Below are 20,042 nucleotides of genomic sequence, written 5' to 3'. Positions count from 1 at the left end.
ATATATTATTTTAAACCAGCAACTCTATCGTCTTCTAGAATGTTATTGGTTTCTTTTTGTACGTTTTGTAAAGTTTGTTTAAGAGTATCAGGCGATAAATCTAAGGGTGTTTTTATGACCTTATCCGCAAGCATATTTAAAATTGCTTTGTCTTGTGCGCGACCTCTTAACATCGCTTCACGATATCCTATTTTTTCATTGAAAGTCACTAAAGAATATTTTGAAGAATAGTCGTTAGGGAATTGTTTTTCGAAAGCCATTTCCAAACTTCTTTTTTCTCTAAAATCTGTGTGATTGACGTGACCTTTCATTTCGTGAAAGTTGTCTATAGCTAAATCGGCAATAGCATCGGTATCTTGTTTTCTCGATTTCTCGAAAGCTTCAAAAACACGTTCCCAAGTGGTGAAATCTAGATCTAAAAATTTATCAAATTCTACAACATCTTCAAAAGACGCGTTCATACCTTGTCCGTAAAACGGAACAATAGCATGCGCGGCATCGCCTAATAAAATTGTTTTTCCTTTATAATGCCAAGGTGAACATTTAACAGTGCCTAGTGGAGCTGTCGGGTTTTCGAAAAAGTCATCGATGAGGTTCGGCATTAATTCTAGAGCATCTTTAAAATATTTTTCAAAGAATTCTAAAACACGCTCTTTAGTGGTTAAGTTATTAAAGTTGTAGTCCCCTTCCGCGTAGCTTAAAAATAGAGTAACAGTAAAACTACCATCTAAATTTGGTAATGCGATAAGCATAAAATCGCCACGCCCCCAAATATGCAATGCATTTTTATAGGCTTTATAGCCGTTATTTTCGGCTGGTAAAATGCTTAATTCTTTATAACCGTGCGTTAAATAATCTTGCGAAAAACTAAATAAAAACTTATTTTCTAGATAGTAATTTTTTCTAAGGGCAGATCCTGCGCCATCGGTACCAAAAATAACATCTGCGGATTGGGACGATTCTTTTTTAGTTTCGTAATTATAAAAATGTGACGTTGCATTTTCGAAATCCACAGAACGACAGTCGTAATTAAAATGTAAGGTAACGTTCGGTAACGCTTCCGCTTCATCCAATAATAAACTATTTAAATCACCACGAGAAATAGAGTTAATGTACTCGTGTTCGCGTCCACTGTATGGTGCCAAAACGGTGTTACCTTCTGTATCATGAAGCATACGTCCATTCATAGGAATACAAAATGGTTGTACTTTATCTTGAATGCCTACCAAATCTATTGCTGCAAAACCGCGATCTGAAAGCGCTAGGTTTATAGAACGTCCAGCAGAAATATCTACTTTTCGTAAGTCGGGGCGTTTTTCGAAAACGGTAACGTTGTAACCACGTTGACCTAATCGTAAAGCTAATAAAGAACCACAAAGTCCTGCGCCTATTATCTGTATGTTTTTTTCCTTAATCATTTAAAATAGTTTTCAGTTTTTCAACCATTAAATACACATCTTGATACGTGTTGTAAAACGGTATTGGAGCACAACGAATAACGTCTGGTTCTCTCCAATCGCTAATCACTCCCGCAGCCGTTAATTTATCGTGTAGTGAACGGTCTGCATTTTTTACCTGAATAGATAATTGGCAGCCACGCGCGTCTGGATTACTTGGTGTTATTATTTTAATATCTGAATTGTTTAATTGCTGAATTAAAAACTCGAAATAACCTGTAATAAGTTTCGATTTCTTAATTAGTTTTTCCATTCCTACCCCGTTAAACATATCGGCAGAAGCTTTTATAGCGGCCATTGATAGAATAGGAGGGTTGCTTAACTGCCAACCTTCGGCACCAGCAAGTGCCTCAAATTCGCCACGCATATTAAAACGTGTTTCTTTGTTGTGGCTCCACCACCCTGTAAAACGGTTTAAGTCTTTGTTGTGGGCATGTCTTTCATGTACGAAGCATCCGCCTAGACTTCCTGGGCCAGAATTCATATATTTATAGGTACACCACACAGCAAAATCAGCTCCCGAATCATGAAGATTAAGGGCGACGTTTCCGGCGCCGTGTGCACAATCAAAACCAACCTTACAGCCGTGTTTGTGTGCTAAAGCCGCGATGCGTTTTAAATCGAAGTATTGCCCCGTGTAATAATTTACACCACCAATCATTACTAAAGCAATAGCGTCACCTTGCGCTTCTAAAATAGCTTCTAAATCTTCGTAACGTGCTAATTCTTCCCCTTTACGAGGCGCCCAAAGGACTAAATCTTCTTTATCGTCGTAACCGTGATGGCGTAATTGAGATTCTACGGCATATTTATCGCTAGGAAACGCATCCGACTCGATTAAAATTTTGGAACGTTTTGGGGTAGGTTTATAAAAGCTAACCATCATAAAATGAAGATTTGCCGTAAGGGTGTTCATAATTACCACCTCTATAGGTTTAGCGCCAACCACTTTTGCCATACTTTCGGTTAAAAATTCGTGGTAGGCAAGCCAAGGGTTTTTAGCATCGGTATGCCCTTCAACACCAAGATTTGCCCAATCTTCGAGCTCCTGATTAATGTAGTCTTTGGTTGCTTTTGGTTGTAAACCTAGAGAATTTCCGCAGAGATAAATAAGTTCGTTTCCAGTTTTATCTTTTGGTATATGGAATTGGTTTCTATAGTGGGCTAGTTCGTCTTCTTTATCTAATTGCTTAGCGTAATCAAGACCTAATTTGTAGTTGGACAAAATGTGTTATTTTTTGGTTTCCAACAAAAATAAGGATTAATAATTTAGTAGAGAAGCAATTTTAAATTTCTAAAGCGATTTAGAAATCACCTTAATATTGGTGAAGTTTAGGTTCCAGTTCTCACCCGATTTCTTATGAGATTTCGCTATTTTTAAGCCGCCAAAAGTCTCGTAATCTTCCCAAGTCGTCGCCATTGTTGGTTCTGCACTATTGCCTCTTCTATAGATCCATTCTTTAATTAGGTAGTCGTCACCGTAGAAAATATCGTAGGCATCGCCAGGGGTGTAACCACCATTATTAGAATAGGTTAAAGTGATTTTATTTAAAGTGTTATTACTAATTGGAGCGACTTCTTTTGTAGGCTCAGAGACCGACGTGCCTTCGTCCCAAACTAAATTAAAAGGCGCTAGCAACCAATATTTATCGTTTATAAAACCCTTGTCTATTGTCATCGCTAAACTGTCTACAGCATTTCGGTTATAACTTATAGTGTTTTCAGTGTTTTTTATAAGTTCTACTTTATTTTCTTTTGGGAACCATTTCCATTGGCGTTCAAAATGCGTAGAATCTTTATCCACATTAAATGTAAATTGAATTTCGGTAACAACATCCCAATGGTCATAGCCGTGTGCATTCGCGATTTTTTCTGCAATAGATACTTCTTTTACAACAGTTGTTTCTGTTGTAACGTCACTTTGTTTTTCGTTTTTGCAAGATGAAATGATAAGAGCGAGGCAGAAGATAAAAATATATTTAGACATAATGTGAAGTGTTTTTTGTAAAATTAATAAATATTGCTAAGTTATAAACATATTGTTACGATTTTGTGTAAAACAGAAAGTGCTCTTACCAGTGGTAAAAGCACTTCAAATATATATAGGCGCACGAAGCGGAATAGTTGTTTAATAGATATACGAGTAAAAGAGGTAACTTGGATGTTTCAAAGCGATAATAATGGATGATTTAACAAAATATTTTGAAACCAATAAGGCCAATTGGAATGCAAAAGTTAAGGCCCACGCTACCTCTAAGATGTATAATTTAGGCGCTTTTAAAAAAGGGAAATCGTCGTTGAAGTCTTACGAGTTAAATGCTTTGGGAGATGTGTCTAATAAGAGTTTATTGCATTTACAATGTCATTTTGGTCAAGATACATTAAGTTGGAGTCGCTTAGGGGCAAAGTGTGTTGGCGTTGATTTAAGCGATGAAGGCGTAAAATTAGCACAACAATTAAATGAAGCGCTTAAACTTGATGCGCAATTTGTTTGTTGTAATGTCTTAGAAACCTCTCAATATGTAAGGGAAACATTTGATATTGTATTTACAAGTTATGGTGTTATTGGCTGGTTGCCAGATTTAAAACCGTGGGGACAAATGATAGCGGAACGCCTAAATACGGGAGGTACATTTTATATGGTAGAATTTCATCCTATAGCGTGGATGTTCGATTATTTAAAAGGACAACCAGTACTGAAATACGGCTATAGGCAAGTTGAGGTTATTTACGAAGAATATGAAGGGACTTACGCCGAACCCGATCATAAAATGGTTAGTAAAGAATATTGCTGGAACCACGGTTTAAGTGCGGTTGTAAACGCTTTATCTGATGCAGGTTTACATATAGAATATTTAAATGAATACAATGAAACGCCATATAACGTTTTACCCGATTTGCTGAAAACAAAATCGGGTAATTATAGTACTAAAGACAAACTGTATCCGTTAACTTTCGAAATTAAAGCAACAAAACCTTAATGATTTTTCTTTAAAATAGCGGGCATTTTTGCTTGAAATTTCTTTAACCGTGGTACCGAAACATTTTTAATGTAACCGTTATTAGGGTTTAGTTTTTCGTAGTTTTGGTGATAGCCTTCAGCTTTCCAAAATTTTTGAAACGGGTAGACTTCCGCAGCTACAGATTTTCCTAATTGTTTAGATAAGGCTTCTTTTTTACGTTGTATGAGTTCTTTCTGAATACTATTCTGATAAAAAATAATTGAACGGTATTGCGAACCGTTATCGGGCCCTTGCCCGTTAACTTGTGTCGGGTTTTGAGAGGCAAAATAAACCTCTAGCAGCGTTTCAAAACTAACGATTGTAGGATTGTAAATAACTTCTACCGCTTCCGCGTGGCCCGTTCTGCCGGTGTTGCTGGATTCGTAGGTTGGGTTTGCTGTGTGACCGCCAGCGTAACCGCTTATTACTTCGCTAACACCAGTTACGCTTTCGTAAATAGCTTCTACACACCAAAAACATCCGCTAGCAAAATAGGCGCGTTCCATACCATTGTCTGAGGGCACAGTAACGGGGGTGGCCATTTTTAGTTTATTCTGCTTATCTGTTAGTGTCTTGTTTTGTGCTTTATTTTGGCAGCTTAATAAGAATGTAATAAATAATAGGGGCAGTATTTTTTTCATAGTTGGTAATGGATTTAGCTTTTTAGTCGCTGTAAATGGCTAACCCTTAAAATATAAACTATAAAAGTTTGTTAAATAAAAAAAGCCTCTATAAAAATAGAGGCTTTAAGCGTTGTATTGTAATGAATTATAGTTTTTTAAACATTTTCTCCATTTTTTCTTTTTCTTCTTGAGCTAAAATTTCATCGACTAAAATACGTCCAGAATGCTCATCGGTAATAATTTTTTTACGCGATCCTATTTCCATCTGCACTTGTGGTGGAATAGTAAAGTAAGATCCTCCAGAAGCACCTCTTTCAATAGGTACTACAGCTAAACCGTTTTTTACGTTTTTACGAATACGTGTGTAAGCAGCTACTAAACGCTCCTCAATTTTCTTTTTGTATTCCTCAGATTTTTTTATTAGTGCCTCTTCTTCCTTTTCAGTTTCAGATAAAATAGCGTCTAATTCACTTTTTTTATGCTTTAAATGGTCTGCACGTTGGTCAACATGCCCCTTAGTTTTAGCCAGAACTTCTTTTTTCTGTTCTATTTGAGCTCTAAATTCTCTGATGTGTTTTTCAGCTAATTCTATTTCAAGTTCTTGGAATTCTACTTCTTTAGTTAATGAATCAAATTCTCTGTTATTTCTAACATTTTTTTGTTGTTCACTATACTTTTTTATTAATGTTTTAGCTTCTTCAATAAGGTTTTTCTTACCTGTAATATCAGAATCTACAGTGTCTAGGCTTGATTGAAGTTTTTCTAATCTGGTTTTTAATCCAGCTACTTCATCTTCTAAATCGCTAACTTCTAAAGGTAGTTCTCCTCGAACATTTCTTATCTCGTCGATTCTAGAATCGATTAATTGTAAATCGTATAGAGATCTTAAACGCTCTTCTACAGTTACTTCTTTACTCTTTGCCATATTTTAAAAGTACTTAACAGGATTGGTATTTTTGTTCGATAAAACGATTGCAAAATTACTGATTTTTTTTGTAAGATGCGCAACTAAACCGTTTTTTGTGAACTGTTCGCTTTCATAATGACCAATATCGGCTAAAACGAGCTTGTTTTCGGCACTAAAGAAATCGTGATACTTTAAATCGGCCGTTACATAAATATCGGCACCCTGAGCTTTTGCAGCCGAAATAGCAAAGGCTCCCGAACCTCCAAGAACCGCCACTTTTTTAATTGGTTTCCCTAGTAAAGAGGAGTGGCGAATGGTATTGGTCTTCATTTTAGTCTTAAGATAGTCTAGGAAATCTAATTCAGAAAACTCTTCTTCTAAGTCGCCAATCATTCCAATACCAATATGCTGGTTCGTGTTTTCTATGGTGGTTATCTCGTAAGCAACTTCTTCATACGGATGGTTTTTAAATAACGCTGATAGTATCTTCGATTCTAAATGCTTGGCGAATGTTACCGAAATTTGGGTTTCATTTTCAAACTGAGTGATGCCTCGCTCTCCAATAACGGGGTAGGAATTCTCGTTCCCATTAAAGGTGCCAACACCCTCAATATTAAAGCTGCACTCATTATAATTGCCTATGTTTCCTGCGCCAACAGCAAAAAGTGCCGTTCGCAAAGTGGCCGCGTTTTTATGGGGTACAAATGCAATTAATTTTTTTATAGTGTGCCTTTGCGGAATTAAAATCTGTTTATTTTTTAATTCTAATGTATCGCTTATTATGTCATTGACACCGTTTATATGATTGTCTAATGCGGTGTGAATAGCATAAATTGCAATGTTGTTTTTTATGGCTTTTAATACCGTTCGCTCTACATACGATTTTCCGGTAAGGCTTTTTAGTCCTTTAAAAATAATAGGATGAAAGCTTACAATAAGATTGCAGTTGTTATCAATAGCTTCATCAACAATACTTTCTAACGTGTCTAAAGTAACCAAAACGCCTGTTAACTTTTCGTTTTTATCACCCACAAGCAAACCTACATTATCGAAATCTTCGGCATAGGCCAAAGGCGCATAGTTTTCTAAAAGGTTTACAACGTCTTGAATAATCATATTTATTAGTGAATTGATTTAGTAACAAATATAAAATATTTACTTTCGTTGTTACCAAGCAATACTATTTAAATTGGTTTCTTGTTTATGAAATTACTACGTTTTCTTCTCTTCCCTATAATGCCCTTTTATTTCGTTGTCACTTGGCTACGAAATGTGTTGTACGATTATGGTTTTAAAAAATCTAAAAGTTACGATTTCCCTTTGCTTTGTGTTGGTAATTTAAGTGCCGGTGGGACTGGAAAAACGCCAATGGTAGAATACCTGATACGTGTATTAAAAGACGATTTCAAAATCGCGACTTTAAGTCGTGGATACGGTCGGGAAACGGAAGGGTTTGTTCTAGGGGCACTAAAAGATACTGCCAAAACGTTAGGAGACGAGCCGTTTCAGTTTTATAGTAAATTCTCTAAGGACATTCAAGTAGCGGTAGACGCTAACCGACAAAATGGAATTGCCGAACTAAGAGGTGTGCTATCGAAACCTGAAGTTATTATTTTAGACGACGCTTTTCAACATAGAAAAGTAACAGCAGGATTAAATATTTTACTCACCACGTATTCTAATTTGTATTATAAGGACTGCGTATTGCCAACGGGCAATTTGAGAGAACCTAGAGTAGGCGCAAAGCGCGCAAATATTATTGTGGTTACCAAATGCCCTAAAGATATTACAGATGGCGAGAAAGCTAAAATTGTAAAGGAGATTAGCCCAGAAGTGCACCAAACTGTGTTTTTTAGTACCATTGTTTATAGTGAAATGGTGTTTTCGGATGCGGAATCAAGAGGTTTAAAACAGCTTCCAAAATTTACTTTGGTTACTGGTATTGCCAATGCATCGCCTTTAGTCGCTTTTTTAAATGCTGAAGGATTAGCTTTTAAACATTTAGAATTTAAAGATCATTATAGCTTTACAGCAACCGATATAAAAAGCTTTGAAGCTGAAGAGTTATTACTTACTACAGAAAAAGATTTTATGCGTTTAAAAAATAATGAGCGCTTAAAGCATAAATTGTTTTACTTACCCATTGAAGCGCAAATTGATAATTCTGAAAATTTCAATAATTTAATTACAGCTTTCGTAGCCAAATATTAAGCTTCAGGTGTAATTAAAGCATTGTATAATTTCTTTTCGAAATCTTCTTGCTTAAAGGGTTTAGAAATAATATCGGTAAAACCAGCGTCATCAAACTCTTGCATTTTATCTTCTATAGTAACGGCCGTTAATGCGAAAATAGTAAGTTCTTTATCGAATGTGCGTATAATTTTAGTGGCTTCAATACCACTAATTCCTGGCATATGTATATCCATTAAAACAACATCATATTTTGTTGTTTTTACTATGTCTACAGCTTCTTCACCATTATCGACCACGTCGCAATTAAGCTTCATTTTATTCAAAATCTTTTTGGTAATCATTTGGTTAATTTTATTGTCTTCAACCACTAAGATTTTAATTTTTGTAAGATCAATTTCGCTAATATCTTTAAAGTAATTTGTTTTCTTTTCTTTGATAATTTCGTCGGTGTGCTCCATCGGAATATCGAAATAGAAAGTAGTTCCTTTTCCTAAGGCACTTTTTAAGTAAATATTACCTTTTAAAATATCGATTAATCCTTTCACAATAGATAAACCTAAACCAGTACCTCCATATTTCCGATTAATTTGTATTGAGCCTTGAGAAAAGCTTTCGAACATATGGTCTTGTTTCTCTTTACTAATACCTATACCGTTGTCTTCCACCTCAAAACGAATGTTATAGGTGCCATTTTCTTCATTTACTTTCTTTGCGCGTACCCATATATCTCCATCTTTAGTAAATTTTATGGCGTTACCAATAAGATTAATTAATATCTGAGAAATCTTTAACTGGTCGGCATTATAGTTTAAAGGCAGTTCTTTGTCGTAGTCTAAATGAAGTATGATATTATTATCTAATGCCGAATTGTTTAAGGCTGAAATAACGTTGGACATCTTCTTTTTTAAATTGAAAATCTCTGGATCGACATCGACTTTATTCGCTTCAATTTTGTTAATCTGAAGGATATCATTAATAAACGTTAATAGGTACTCACCTGAAAATTTCAAGGATTTTAAATGCGGAATCTGCTCTGGTTTTGGCGATTCATCTAGCAGCATATTTGTTAAGCCTGTTACGGCATACAGTGGTGTTCTTAATTCGTGCGTTACTGTCGAGAGAAAGTTGGCTTTTGTTTTAGAGGCTAACTCTGCATTTTCTTTGGCAATAATTAACTCTGCATTTTTTTTATGTAACACATTATTAGACTTAAGCCTGATGTTATTGTTTTTATAAAGTGACAAGGTTAGCAGCGATAAAATGGTAATAAGTGCAATACTTAAGATAGTGGTAAGCTGGTCGAATGTATTTTTATTAGATCGTTTTTGAATTTCAGCTTCGGTCTCACTGATGTAATCTGTAAAGTTGTTTTTTAACGAAGTACGCCTGTTCTGTGGGTAAAAATAACCGCGCTTTACAGATAATAAAGAATCTGATAAATGGATATACTTTTTTAAATTGTCGTTACTCTTTTGTAAATCTCCTCTTTTCTCGTAGACTTGGCTTAATACAAAATAACTGCGGTCTAAAAGTGATTTATAGTTATTGTTATTGGCAATGTCGTAGGCGATTTGTGCCTTTTCTAAAGCCGCATCCAATTGGTTGGTATGGGTGAGAACTTGTGCCATGTGCAAAGTAGCGCTACACAATAATTTATTATATTGAAATTGTTTTGAAACAAGAATAACATTTTGAAACCGATTCGTGGCTTTCTCGTAATTTTCGAGAGCTAAATATGCTTTTCCTGTGTTTAATTGAGCTTGAGTTTCTAATTTTAATAGATTCTCTTGTTCGTAGAAAGTAGCTGCCGATATAAAGTAATCTAAAGCATTATTGTAATCTTTTATCGATAAATAAACCCTGCCTATAGTGTTGTAGGTGGTTGCTAAATTGGCGTAGTCATTAATGTCCCTTTGAATTTCGATGGCTTTAATAAGCGTTTTAATCGCTTCATCGTTCTCTTCAAAAATGAATTGTAATTTACCTAATTTAGAGTAAATAATTCCTAGACTCTGACTGTTATTGCTTTTTTTAGCGAGAATTAAAGCAGAATCTAAGTTTTGTTGTGCATCAAAAAAATGATAGGTGTCTATATCATTTTGTGCTCTTAAAATAAGTTGATCGGTCTTCACAATAATAGTTTCAGCAATTCTTTCTTGCCCATTGGAAACACTAGAAATGAGGCAAAAAAAAAGAATTATGAATACTGATAACTTATTGGAAATATACATAGGTAGTATGTAGGATTAGTACACAAATATAATTATTTATACTATAAAAGTATTTATTTTCTCGATAAATTGATAATCAAGTCAATTACACGACTTGAGTACCCTGTCTCGTTATCGTACCAACCAATTATTTTTACCATATTTCCTATAACCGATGTCATTTGGGCGTCGAAAATGCAAGAATGTGTATTGCCTACAATATCTATGGAAACAATAGGGTCTTCGGTATATTCTAAAATCCCTTTATACTGATTTTGTGACGCGGTTTTAAAAGCCTCATTTACGTCTTCAATAGTAACTGTTTTCTGCACGTTAAAGGTAATATCTGTTAACGAGCCGTTTGCTACAGGAACACGAATACCGCAGCCACCAATAGCATTGGAAAGATCAGGAAAAATTTTGGTTAACGCTTTTGCGGCACCAGTAGTTGTTGGTACTATCGACTGGCCTGCGGCACGCGCACGACGTAAATCTTTATGGGGTTGGTCGTGTAAACTTTGATCCGTTGTATAAGAATGAATCGTAGTAATGTAAGCTTCATTAATACCGCAAAGTTCTTTTATTACAGCAATCATTGGTGCTGCATTATTGGTGGTACACGACGCGTTAGAGATTATTTTTTCAGAACCGTCAAGGATAGATTCGTTAACGCCTAAAACAATCGTTTTAATGTCGTCAGTTTCTGGCGGAACGGTTAAAATAACACGTCGTGCTCCGTTTTTAATATGGTGTTCTAATACCGCTTTAGTTTTAAACTTTCCTGACGCTTCAATAACAAAATCGACGTTATACGGATTCCAGTTTATATCTTTTGGGTGATTATGGTTAAGTAGTACTGTCTTTCTGCCATTAGCAATAATATGCGAATCGTCGTGCGATACTTCGCCTTTAAAAATACCGTGTATACTATCGTATTTTAGTAAATGACTGAGTGTTTTAACATCCGAAAGGTCGTTAATAGCTACTATATTTACATTCGGGTATTCCTGCAGCAATCTAAAAACGCGACGTCCAATTCTACCAAAACCATTAATGGCAACAGTAATCATATTAATTAATATGTTTTTGAGCTTTGTAAGACGAACGGACTAAAGCACTACTTTCTACATGTCTAAAGCCAAGTTCAAGGCCTATTGTTTTATATTCCTCAAATTGATCAGGCATTATAAATTGCTTAACAGGTAAGTGTTTTTTACTAGGCTGTAAATATTGACCAATTGTTACAACGTCTACATCGTTAGCTCTTAAATCATAAAGCGTTTCAATAACTTCTTCACGCGTTTCACCTAAACCTAACATAATTCCAGATTTGGTACGACGTTGACCTTGTTGTTTTAAGTATTTTAAAACCCCTAGACTTCTTTCGTATTTTGCTTGTATTCGGACCTCACGAGTTAAACGTTTTACGGTTTCAATGTTATGAGAAACCACTTCTGGTGCGACATTAATAATACGATCGATGTGTTTTTCTACACCTTGAAAATCCGGAATTAAAGTTTCCATAGTCGTTTCAGGATTCATACGGCGCACAGATTTTACCGTTTCGGCCCACATTATGCTTCCCATGTCTTTTAGGTCATCTCTATCCACACTGGTTAAAACAGCGTGTTTAATGCCCATAATTTTAATAGAGCGCGCTACTTTTTCAGGTTCGTCCCAATCTACAGTTTCTGGTCTTCCGGTTTTTACACCACAAAAACCACACGAACGCGTACAAACATTACCAAGAATCATAAATGTTGCGGTACCTTCACCCCAGCATTCGCCCATATTTGGGCAACTTCCAGAAGCGCAAATCGTATTTAAGCCATACTTATCTACTAAACCACGTAATTCCTTGTATTTTTTACCTGTTGGTAATTTTACACGTAACCATTTTGGTTTTCTTTTTTGTTCTGGTAATATATTGGAAACTGTTTCGCTTTTCATATATAAAATTTTCTGTCGACAAAGATACAAAGTATTCTATAAACTAGTTATAAAGAATCTCTAAAACTGGTTAGAATTGGTGTGCGTTTGTTTGGTGTACTACGCTTAAATTCTCTAAAGAATTAACGTGTGTGAAAACAGTATATACACTGTTTTTAAGACAAAGAGTCGCTTTTTCTTATAATGTCGGCAAGTAGTTTTTTGGCACGTAATAACTTTACTTTAACATTATTCATAGGTTCGTTAAGTGCGACGCTAATCTCTTTATAACTCAGTTCTTGAAAATACCGAAGATTGATAATTTGTTGATAATGGGGCTTTAACTTTTTAATATCTTTTAAAAGCTTAGCTAAGTTTTGTTCGGTGATTAATTTGTCTTCAGCAGACGGTGATTCGTCCGCCACCAAGTAGACCGTATTGTATTGACTATTGATAATTTTAGAATTGATGGAGGCTTTTTCTTTACGGACTAAATCGATATGAATATTTTTGGAAATTGTAATTAACCAGGTTTTAAAAGTATACGTGTCGTTGTACGTATCAATTTTGTCGAAGGCTTTAGAAAACGTTTGGATAGTAATATCTTCGGCGTCATTTTCGTTCTCAATGCGTTTTAATTGGTAGCCGTACACGTAATCCCAATATTCATTTAATAAAAAATTAAACGCCTTTTGGTTGTTCTGTTTCGCCTTTTTTATGGCTTTTTCTATTTCCAATAGTTTGGTTTTGAAATGAGATTGGCTATAAATATAGTGAATTGAAAAACAATTAAAGAGAGTTCTAAAAAGGGTAATATAATAAGTAAATCGAACTCATTTAATTTCTTAGCAGAAAAACCTATAGCAAAAAACTGAATGACAAATCGGAGTAATATAAGTGCTACTACAAACTGCCAGTAAAAACCAATGGCCAATAATACTATCGAAAATAACCAAAATAGCAATTGAGAGCTGTAAAAAAGTCCTAGCAGGTATTTGTGAAGAGGCTTGTATTTTTTTGCTGTAGATACATGTCGTCGCTTTTGCCTATACCAGTTATTTAATGATGTTTTAGGAATAGAAGAGGTGAAACTATCTTGTGTAAAGCACAAAGTAGTATTCTCTGAAGTGGCCGCTTCATTAATGAATAAATCGTCGTCTCCCGAGCGAATATCAATATGATTTATAAAGCCATTTGTTTTAAAAAATTCTGACCGTTTATAAGCCAAATTACGGCCAACACCCATAAAAGGAATACCAATTTTAGCAAACGAGAAATATTGAATGGCAGTAAGTAACGTTTCGTAGCGAATTACTTTGTTTAATACCGAATTTTTAACTTTATCGTAAGCGCCGTAACCTAAAATAATCGTGTTTTTTTCAGAAAAATGGGCGGTCATATCGCTTATCCAATTCTTCGAAACAGGTTGGCAATCTGCATCGGTGAGCAGCAAATGCTCGTGGGTTGCAGATTTTATACCTAAGGTTAATGCGTATTTTTTTTTACCCCAAAAGGCTTCAGTGTTTTTAACGTTAACAATTTTAATATTGGAGTGGTGCTCGGCAAACGACTCCATTAGTTCTAATGTGTTATCGCTAGAAGCATCATTAATTAACACAATCTGGAAATTAGGGTAATTTTGGTTTAATATGGAGGGTAAAAATGAAGCTAAATTTTTGGCCTCGTTTTTAGCACAAATTAATACCGAAACGGGTAGAGTACTCGGTGTTGTTTGACGCGGTTTATAGAAAGCAAAGCTGCCGAAAACGATACCGTAAAACACAACTTGAATACAAACTATAACGACAAAGCTATAGAATACAATATCAAGTACTATCATTTTGTATTACGAGTGTTGAGGTTCGCTACAGTTTTCGTATTGTTCTGGACTTTTCCCGCAGAAACCACACGATTCACCTTCTTTATTTAACATTGGGTTTTGGCTCGCGCAAGTACCTGCGAATTTACCGTCTTTTTTGGCCCAAATTTTTATGGCAATTCCAGCGACTGCTAGGCTAAGTAATGCTAATGTAATTAAAAATAGTTTCACTGTATTCTCATTTTTTATTAGGTTACAAAGATACTAATTTTATTGTCCTATATATAATAAGAAAGCCACACTTTTTAAGGTGTGGCTTGTTAATTTATTATTAAAAAAACGTCTAGTCGTTTTCGTGGGTGTTAAATTCTATTTCGGCAACAGGCGTTTCGTTGGTAGATTTTAAGCTTCCGCCTTTAGGCTCTATGGTTATGCTTAAACCCATTGTGCCCTCAGAGTAACTTAACTTTTGTAAACGTCTATCGGTTTCACTTAAAATCCCTAGGCTTACCATTTTACCTTGTATGTCTCCCCAGATTTGGTAACATTTTTCGGCAGGTAAGCTTGGTAAAGTCACCACATCTATCACAGATGTTTTGTCTTTAGGATTGATATAAGCCACCGTTTTTAAGTTTTTAGCTCTTCTATTGCCTTTTAGAATGTACTTTTCTGTTTCAGGATTATTAAGCTGTTTAAACTCTAAAGCCAAAGCTTCTAATCTGTCATTGTTCCTTTGTAAATCACTTCTTATATCAAAAAGTTCGTCTACGATTACTTGGTTCTCATTATTTAGTTCCGCGTTTTTATTTAGTAAAAACACAGAGCTACCGGCAAATAGAAACGCAATAATACTAGCGGCAACCGCATAGTTGAACCACGATTTCTTGCTTGTTTTATTTAAAGTTATTACTGGCTTTGTATCTATTTCTTTTAATATAGAATCTAAAATATGGTGTGGCGCTTCTTTAGCATTAACCATAGCAACTAACTCTAAGTTATTTTGAAGTGTTTTGTAAGCGGTTGCAACATCAGGGTGTTCCTTAATGTAACATTCAACCAAAAGTGTGTCTTGTGGAGAGGTTTGGTCTAAAAGATAACGATCTAATAAACCGGATTCTAAAAATGTATTTATTTCAACGTTCATCATTACTACAATTAAGGGTTGTAAATCTTCTTAAGTTCACGTAATCCTATTTTTAACCTTGATTTTATAGTCCCTAAAGGGATTTCTAACTCGTCGCTAGCTTCTTGTTGTGTCATTCCTTCAAAAAACAGCGCATTTATAACTATTTGGTATTTTAAATCGAGAGAACTTAAATGTTTTTTAATGTCTAAGGTGTCTTGATTTAAACAATTGGTGGTTAATTTATATACGTTAGAATCTTCAATTTGGATTTCTTTTTGCGATTTATTGTTTGTAGATCTTACTTTATCAATTGCAGAATTATAAGCAATGCGATAGAGCCAAGTAAATAATTTCGCTTTCTCAGGATTGTAGCTTTTAGCGTTTTTCCACACCTTAATAAAACTTTCCTGTAAGACATCTTGTGCTAAATCATTATCGGAAACCACTTTTTTAATGACTCCTAAAAGGGCACTAGAATAATTGTTATAGAGTAAGGTCATGGCTTTTTTGTCGCCATTTTTAAGCAATTCTACTATTTCGATCTCTAGTGTTGTACTCAAAATTATTGTGTGTATGCGTTAGTTTTAGCGTTTTAAAAGCCGAAAATCTGTGTGTTTATAGAATATTTACTTCAGCTTCTATTGATATATTAAAGATACGATAAATTGTTTTCTGTATTAATTGGGATAAGGCTAAAATATCTTTGCCGTTGGCGCCACCATAGTTTACAAGCACTAAAGCTTGATTTTTATGCACACCATAATTGTTGAAGGTTTTGCCTTTAAAACCGGCGGTCTCTATGAGCCAACCGGCAGGTATTTTTACTTCTGTTTCCGATACTGGGTAACTCGGTATATTTGGAAAGTTATGCTGAAGAGTTTTAAATTCTGACAGTAAAATTACAGGGTTTTTAAAGAAGCTTCCGCTATTTCCAATCTCTTTTGGATTTGGTAATTTGCTTTCTCTAATGGCAATAACGGCCTGAGAGATGGTTTGAATAGTAGGTGATGTTACCCCCATAGTATCGAGCTGTGAGGTTATTGCACCGTAATTTTTTTGTAAAAGGTGCTGCGCTGTCGTTAATTTAAAAACGACACTTATAATAATGTATCTACCTTTGGCTTCCCTTTTAAAAACGGAATTTCTATAGCCGAAATTACACGAATCTTTGGTAAAGGTTTCTACTTTTAAGGTGTTTAAATTTAAAGCTTGGCAAGAACTAAAATAATCTTTTAATTCTACACCGTAAGCACCGATGTTTTGTATAGGAGCTGTCCCTACATTGCCAGGAATGAGCGACATATTCTCTAATCCGCCAAAATCGTGCGTCAGCGTCCATAACACGAATTCGTGCCAGTTTTCTCCCGCTTGCGCTTCAATTAAAACGGTGTCATTTTTTTTTGAAAGGATTGTTTTTCCTTTAATATTAATGTGGACTACTAAAGCATCAACAGGTTTTGTAAGTAGTAAATTACTACCGCCGCCAAGAATAAACTTATTTTGGTATTGATCTAATTTTAAAACAGCCCTTAATTCGTCGAGCGAACGTACCGACACAAAGTGTTTTGCGATTACATCAATACCAAAAGTATTGAAGCTTTTTAAAGATATGTTATCTTGAATTTGCACTAATCTTTATACACTTTAAGGGCTTCTTTTAACAGGTATACTGCTCTTACTAAACTCTCTTGATTAAGTACATAAGCGATTCTTATTTGGTTAGTGCCAACTCCAGGAGTCGAATAGAATCCACCAGCAGGTGCAACCATTACTGTTTCTTTGTCAATCTCGAAATCTTCTAATAACCATTGCGCAAAAGTATCACTGTTTTTAATAGGTAATTCTACGATGCAATAGAAAGCTCCTTTGGGTGTGCCTACTTTAACGCCGTCAATTGTCTTTAATTCTCTAATTAAGACATCTCTGCGTTCTTGATATTCTTCAAGGACATCATCAAAATAACTTTGTGGCGTGTCTAATGCCGCTTCACTTGCAATTTGTGCTAATGTTGGCGGACTTAATCGTGCTTGCGCAAATTTTAAAACGGTTTGGATTACCTCCTTGTTTTTAGAGACTAAACAACCAATTCTTGCGCCACACATACTGTAACGTTTAGAAACAGAATCGATCATTATAGCATGCTCTTCTAGACCAGTCCCTTCCATAATAGAATTGTGCTTTTCGCCGTCGTAGGTAAACTCGCGGTATACTTCGTCTGAAATTAAAAACAAGTCGTGTTTTTTAACAAGATCTGCTAATTGTTTAATTTCTTCTTTCGAATATAAATATCCTGTTGGGTTACCCGGATTGCAAATTAAAATGGCCTTTGTATTTGGCGTGATTAACTTTTCGAACTCTTCAATTGCAGGTAATGCAAAGTTATCCTCAATTTTAGAAATTACAGGAACAATATTAATACCTGAGGCTGTAGAAAACCCGTTGTAATTGGCATAAAATGGTTCTGGAATAATAACCTCATCATCCACATCCATAATACTTCCAAAAGCAAATAATAACGCTTCACTACCTCCAGTAGTTACAATAATATCACTGTGTGTTACATTAATATCATTTTTCGCGTAATATGTTGCAATTTTCTTTCTATAATCTTCAGAACCTTCAGATCGTGTATAGGCTAAAATCTCTAAAGAGTGAACCTTTACAGCGTCTAGAGCGACTTGAGGGGTTTTTATATCTGGTTGACCAATATTTAAATGGTAAACGATTTTTCCTTCCGAATAAGCTTTCTCCGCAAAGGGAACTAATTTTCTTATCGGCGATTGTGGCATTAACTGCCCTTTCTTAGATATACTTGGCATAACTGTACGTTTTTAAAAAGGCAAAGTTGCAAAAAATATATCTAATCTTAATTATATTAAAGAGTTAATAACTGTTAAATATAACTTATGTATCTTAATGGGTTATATGTCATTATTGAAACAATTTATAGTTTCGTTGTTTATCCTCTCAAACTTTCTAGTTTTAGGGCAAGGGAACTATATTATTGATACCCAAAAGGGGCATGATAAAATACCCTTTGAATTAATAAATAATGTAATTATAATTCCCGTAGAAATTAACGGAATTAAACGCTCTTTTCTTCTGGATACGGGCGTGAGTCGGCCCATACTTTTTGATTTTATAAATGCAAGCGATTCGATTCCTATTTTGAATTCAAAAAAGATTTTTTTAAAAGGCCTTGGAAACGACGGTGTAGTCGAAGCTTTAAAATCGTCGCATAATACTTTTAAGGTCGGCAATGCTATCAATTTAGATCAGTCGTTTTACATTGTTTTTGATTCTTCAATAGATTTCGCACCAAAATTAGGAGTGCCTATTCACGGGATTTTGGGCTTCGATTTTTTTAAAGATTTAATTGTAGAAATTAATTACGCAAGAAAGTTTTTAAAAATTACGAGTCCAGAACGCTATAAAAACAAAAAATGCAGACGTTGCGAAACATTCAATATTCAGTTTTATAACGACAAGCCTTATATAAACGTTACTGTAACTGTAAATACTAAAACCATTCCCGTTAAGCTTTTAATCGATTCGGGAAGTAGTGATGCGTTATGGTTATTCGAAAATGAAAGTACAGGTTTGTATGTTCACGATTATTACTTTAATGATATTTTGGGTTATGGATTAAGTGGAGTGGTTAACGGTAAGCGCTCTAAAATAGATGCGGTTTCATTCAAGGCTTTAGTCGTTAAGAATCCAAAAGCTGCGTTTCCAGATCCGGAAACCATTAGAGATCTTGTAAAAATTAAAGGGAGGAAAGGAAGCATTGGCGGTGAACTCTTAAAACGGTTTAATTGCGTGGTCAACTACCGCGACAATCAATTAACTTTAAAACGCAATCGTAATTTTAAAGCGCCATTTAGTTATAATAAAAGTGGAATTACTTTAGAAAATTCGGGTTTGCGATTAGTTACCGAGTCGAATTCTAAATTACAGCACAACTTTAATCCCTTTTTAGAAAAATATAATAAGTTGCAAGTTAAAGCGGTGTATGTGTCTGAAGAAAAAATGGTATTCAAAAAAGCATTTACAATCTCTCAAATTAGAGACGATTCGCCCGCACACCGCGCGGGTTTAAGAGTAGGCGATGTTGTTTTAACTGTTAATGGTAACGATACCAAAACGTACAATTTACAAAAACTTATGGGTGAGTTTTATGAAGATGAAGGCAAAAAAACAATATTGCAAGTCGATAGACAGGGGGTTTTACTAAAAGTGAAATTCAATTTAGAATCTCCATTAAAATAAAAAAAGCCAAAACGAGTGTTTTGGCTTCTAAAATATAGAGGTAGTAAAGCTTTTATTGCTCCATTACACTTTTTTTGTTTTGATCTAAAACACTTGTTTTAGAAGGATCAACAACTTCACCTTTAATTTTTAAAGCGACCGTTGGCGTTTCAGCGTTAGAAATAACAGTAATTGTTTTTCTAATAGGCATCACTCTTTTAGTATCGTATTTCACATCAATTTTACCAGTTTTTCCGGGCATAATTGGCTCTTTTGGAGGCGTAGGTACTGTACAACCACACGTAGAAGTTGCTTTAGAGATAATTAAAGGGGCATCACCAGTGTTAGTAAATTCAAAAGATCTAAGACCATCAGCTCCTTTTTCTATTGTACCATAATCTATAGTTGTGCTTTTAAACTCAATCTTAGCTTGCGCTGTAGCTGCGAAGCTAATTAAACCAACAAATAGAAGTGTAAATAAATTTTTCATAATTTTTCGTTTTTATTCATTTGTAAAAGTAAACACTT

General features: G+C 34.9%; 20 protein-coding genes. 3 read left to right on the top strand and 17 right to left on the bottom strand.

Annotation, left to right across the window (positions count from 1 at the left end):
- Nucleotides 1–5 precede the first annotated feature (5 nt).
- From ES677_RS08055 to ES677_RS08045, 3 genes are all read right to left on the bottom strand, one after another.
- The gene (locus ES677_RS08055; protein ID WP_148370052.1) at nucleotides 6–1,418 is read right to left on the bottom strand and encodes an FAD-dependent oxidoreductase; all 1,413 of its coding nucleotides are present in this window, start codon (nucleotides 1,416–1,418) and stop codon (nucleotides 6–8) included.
- Nucleotides 1,411–2,682 (bottom strand): kynureninase, encoded by a 1,272-nt coding sequence (kynU, locus tag ES677_RS08050; RefSeq protein WP_148380972.1) that lies wholly within the window; start codon nucleotides 2,680–2,682, stop codon nucleotides 1,411–1,413. The genes ES677_RS08055 and kynU overlap by 8 nt, the downstream gene beginning before the upstream one ends.
- A 69-nt stretch (nucleotides 2,683–2,751) precedes the next feature.
- Nucleotides 2,752–3,444 carry a hypothetical protein gene (locus tag ES677_RS08045; protein WP_148370050.1) on the bottom strand — a complete coding sequence of 231 codons (693 nt, stop codon included), beginning with the start codon at nucleotides 3,442–3,444 and terminating at the stop codon, nucleotides 2,752–2,754.
- Nucleotides 3,445–3,637: 193 nt separating this feature from the next.
- On the opposite strand from ES677_RS08045, the gene ES677_RS08040 reads away from it, so the two are divergent.
- Nucleotides 3,638–4,438, top strand: coding sequence for a class I SAM-dependent methyltransferase (locus ES677_RS08040; RefSeq protein ID WP_148380971.1), 801 nt, complete (start codon nucleotides 3,638–3,640; stop codon nucleotides 4,436–4,438).
- On the opposite strand, the gene msrA is transcribed toward ES677_RS08040, so the two are convergent.
- From msrA to ES677_RS08025, 3 genes are all read right to left on the bottom strand, one after another.
- A complete protein-coding gene (msrA, locus tag ES677_RS08035; protein ID WP_148380970.1) occupies nucleotides 4,435–5,100 on the bottom strand; it encodes a peptide-methionine (S)-S-oxide reductase MsrA in 666 nt (221 codons plus the stop codon). The genes ES677_RS08040 and msrA overlap by 4 nt on opposite strands.
- A gap of 127 nt (nucleotides 5,101–5,227) precedes the next feature.
- A complete protein-coding gene (locus ES677_RS08030; protein WP_148370047.1) occupies nucleotides 5,228–6,007 on the bottom strand; it encodes a zinc ribbon domain-containing protein in 780 nt (259 codons plus the stop codon).
- A 3-nt stretch (nucleotides 6,008–6,010) separates the two neighbouring features.
- Complete coding sequence (locus ES677_RS08025) at nucleotides 6,011–7,105, bottom strand: Nif3-like dinuclear metal center hexameric protein (protein ID WP_148380969.1); 1,095 nt, start codon at nucleotides 7,103–7,105, stop codon at nucleotides 6,011–6,013.
- An 87-nt stretch (nucleotides 7,106–7,192) separates the two neighbouring features.
- On the opposite strand from ES677_RS08025, the gene lpxK reads away from it, so the two are divergent.
- Nucleotides 7,193–8,200, top strand: coding sequence for a tetraacyldisaccharide 4'-kinase (gene lpxK, locus ES677_RS08020; RefSeq protein WP_148380968.1), 1,008 nt, complete (start codon nucleotides 7,193–7,195; stop codon nucleotides 8,198–8,200).
- Here lpxK and ES677_RS08015 read toward each other — a convergent pair.
- The 10 genes from ES677_RS08015 to ES677_RS07970 form a co-directional block, all read right to left on the bottom strand.
- Nucleotides 8,197–10,314, bottom strand: coding sequence for an ATP-binding protein (locus tag ES677_RS08015; protein ID WP_246124405.1), 2,118 nt, complete (start codon nucleotides 10,312–10,314; stop codon nucleotides 8,197–8,199). The genes lpxK and ES677_RS08015 overlap by 4 nt on opposite strands.
- A 152-nt stretch (nucleotides 10,315–10,466) precedes the next feature.
- Nucleotides 10,467–11,462, bottom strand: coding sequence for a type I glyceraldehyde-3-phosphate dehydrogenase (gap, locus tag ES677_RS08010; RefSeq protein WP_148380966.1), 996 nt, complete (start codon nucleotides 11,460–11,462; stop codon nucleotides 10,467–10,469).
- 1 nt (nucleotide 11,463) lies between these two features.
- The gene (gene lipA / locus ES677_RS08005; protein ID WP_148370042.1) at nucleotides 11,464–12,342 is read right to left on the bottom strand and encodes a lipoyl synthase; all 879 of its coding nucleotides are present in this window, start codon (nucleotides 12,340–12,342) and stop codon (nucleotides 11,464–11,466) included.
- A 155-nt stretch (nucleotides 12,343–12,497) separates the two neighbouring features.
- Nucleotides 12,498–13,058: an RNA polymerase sigma factor gene (locus tag ES677_RS08000; protein ID WP_148370041.1), complete on the bottom strand. Its 561-nt coding sequence runs from the start codon at nucleotides 13,056–13,058 to the stop codon at nucleotides 12,498–12,500.
- Complete coding sequence (locus tag ES677_RS07995) at nucleotides 13,049–14,161, bottom strand: glycosyltransferase (protein ID WP_148380965.1); 1,113 nt, start codon at nucleotides 14,159–14,161, stop codon at nucleotides 13,049–13,051. Before ES677_RS07995 ends, ES677_RS08000 begins: the two co-directional genes overlap by 10 nt.
- A 6-nt stretch (nucleotides 14,162–14,167) precedes the next feature.
- Nucleotides 14,168–14,371 (bottom strand): membrane or secreted protein, encoded by a 204-nt coding sequence (locus ES677_RS07990; protein WP_148370039.1) that lies wholly within the window; start codon nucleotides 14,369–14,371, stop codon nucleotides 14,168–14,170.
- A gap of 112 nt (nucleotides 14,372–14,483) precedes the next feature.
- A complete protein-coding gene (locus ES677_RS07985; protein ID WP_246124403.1) occupies nucleotides 14,484–15,287 on the bottom strand; it encodes an anti-sigma factor domain-containing protein in 804 nt (267 codons plus the stop codon).
- Between the two features lie 8 nt (nucleotides 15,288–15,295).
- Nucleotides 15,296–15,826: an RNA polymerase sigma factor gene (locus ES677_RS07980; RefSeq protein ID WP_148370038.1), complete on the bottom strand. Its 531-nt coding sequence runs from the start codon at nucleotides 15,824–15,826 to the stop codon at nucleotides 15,296–15,298.
- 55 nt (nucleotides 15,827–15,881) lie between these two features.
- Nucleotides 15,882–16,895, bottom strand: a complete 1,014-nt coding sequence (gene murB, locus ES677_RS07975; protein WP_148380964.1) for a UDP-N-acetylmuramate dehydrogenase — start codon at nucleotides 16,893–16,895, stop codon at nucleotides 15,882–15,884.
- A complete protein-coding gene (locus ES677_RS07970) occupies nucleotides 16,895–18,085 on the bottom strand; it encodes a pyridoxal phosphate-dependent aminotransferase (RefSeq protein ID WP_148370036.1) in 1,191 nt (396 codons plus the stop codon). The genes murB and ES677_RS07970 overlap by 1 nt, the downstream gene beginning before the upstream one ends.
- 106 nt (nucleotides 18,086–18,191) lie before the next feature.
- On the opposite strand from ES677_RS07970, the gene ES677_RS07965 reads away from it, so the two are divergent.
- On the top strand, nucleotides 18,192–19,535 hold the full coding sequence (locus tag ES677_RS07965; RefSeq protein ID WP_170235053.1) for a pepsin/retropepsin-like aspartic protease family protein: 1,344 nt from the start codon (nucleotides 18,192–18,194) through the stop codon (nucleotides 19,533–19,535).
- A gap of 52 nt (nucleotides 19,536–19,587) precedes the next feature.
- Here the strand turns inward: ES677_RS07965 and ES677_RS07960 are convergent, their stop codons facing one another.
- On the bottom strand, nucleotides 19,588–20,004 hold the full coding sequence (locus ES677_RS07960) for a DUF1573 domain-containing protein (protein WP_148370034.1): 417 nt from the start codon (nucleotides 20,002–20,004) through the stop codon (nucleotides 19,588–19,590).
- Nucleotides 20,005–20,042: the final 38 nt, after the last annotated feature.

This window comes from Bizionia gelidisalsuginis, from assembly GCF_008086185.1.
GTDB classification, from domain to species: domain Bacteria; phylum Bacteroidota; class Bacteroidia; order Flavobacteriales; family Flavobacteriaceae; genus Bizionia; species Bizionia saleffrena.
The sequence above is the reverse complement of the archived record's forward strand: the minus strand, read 5'-3'. Positions and strand labels throughout refer to the sequence as shown.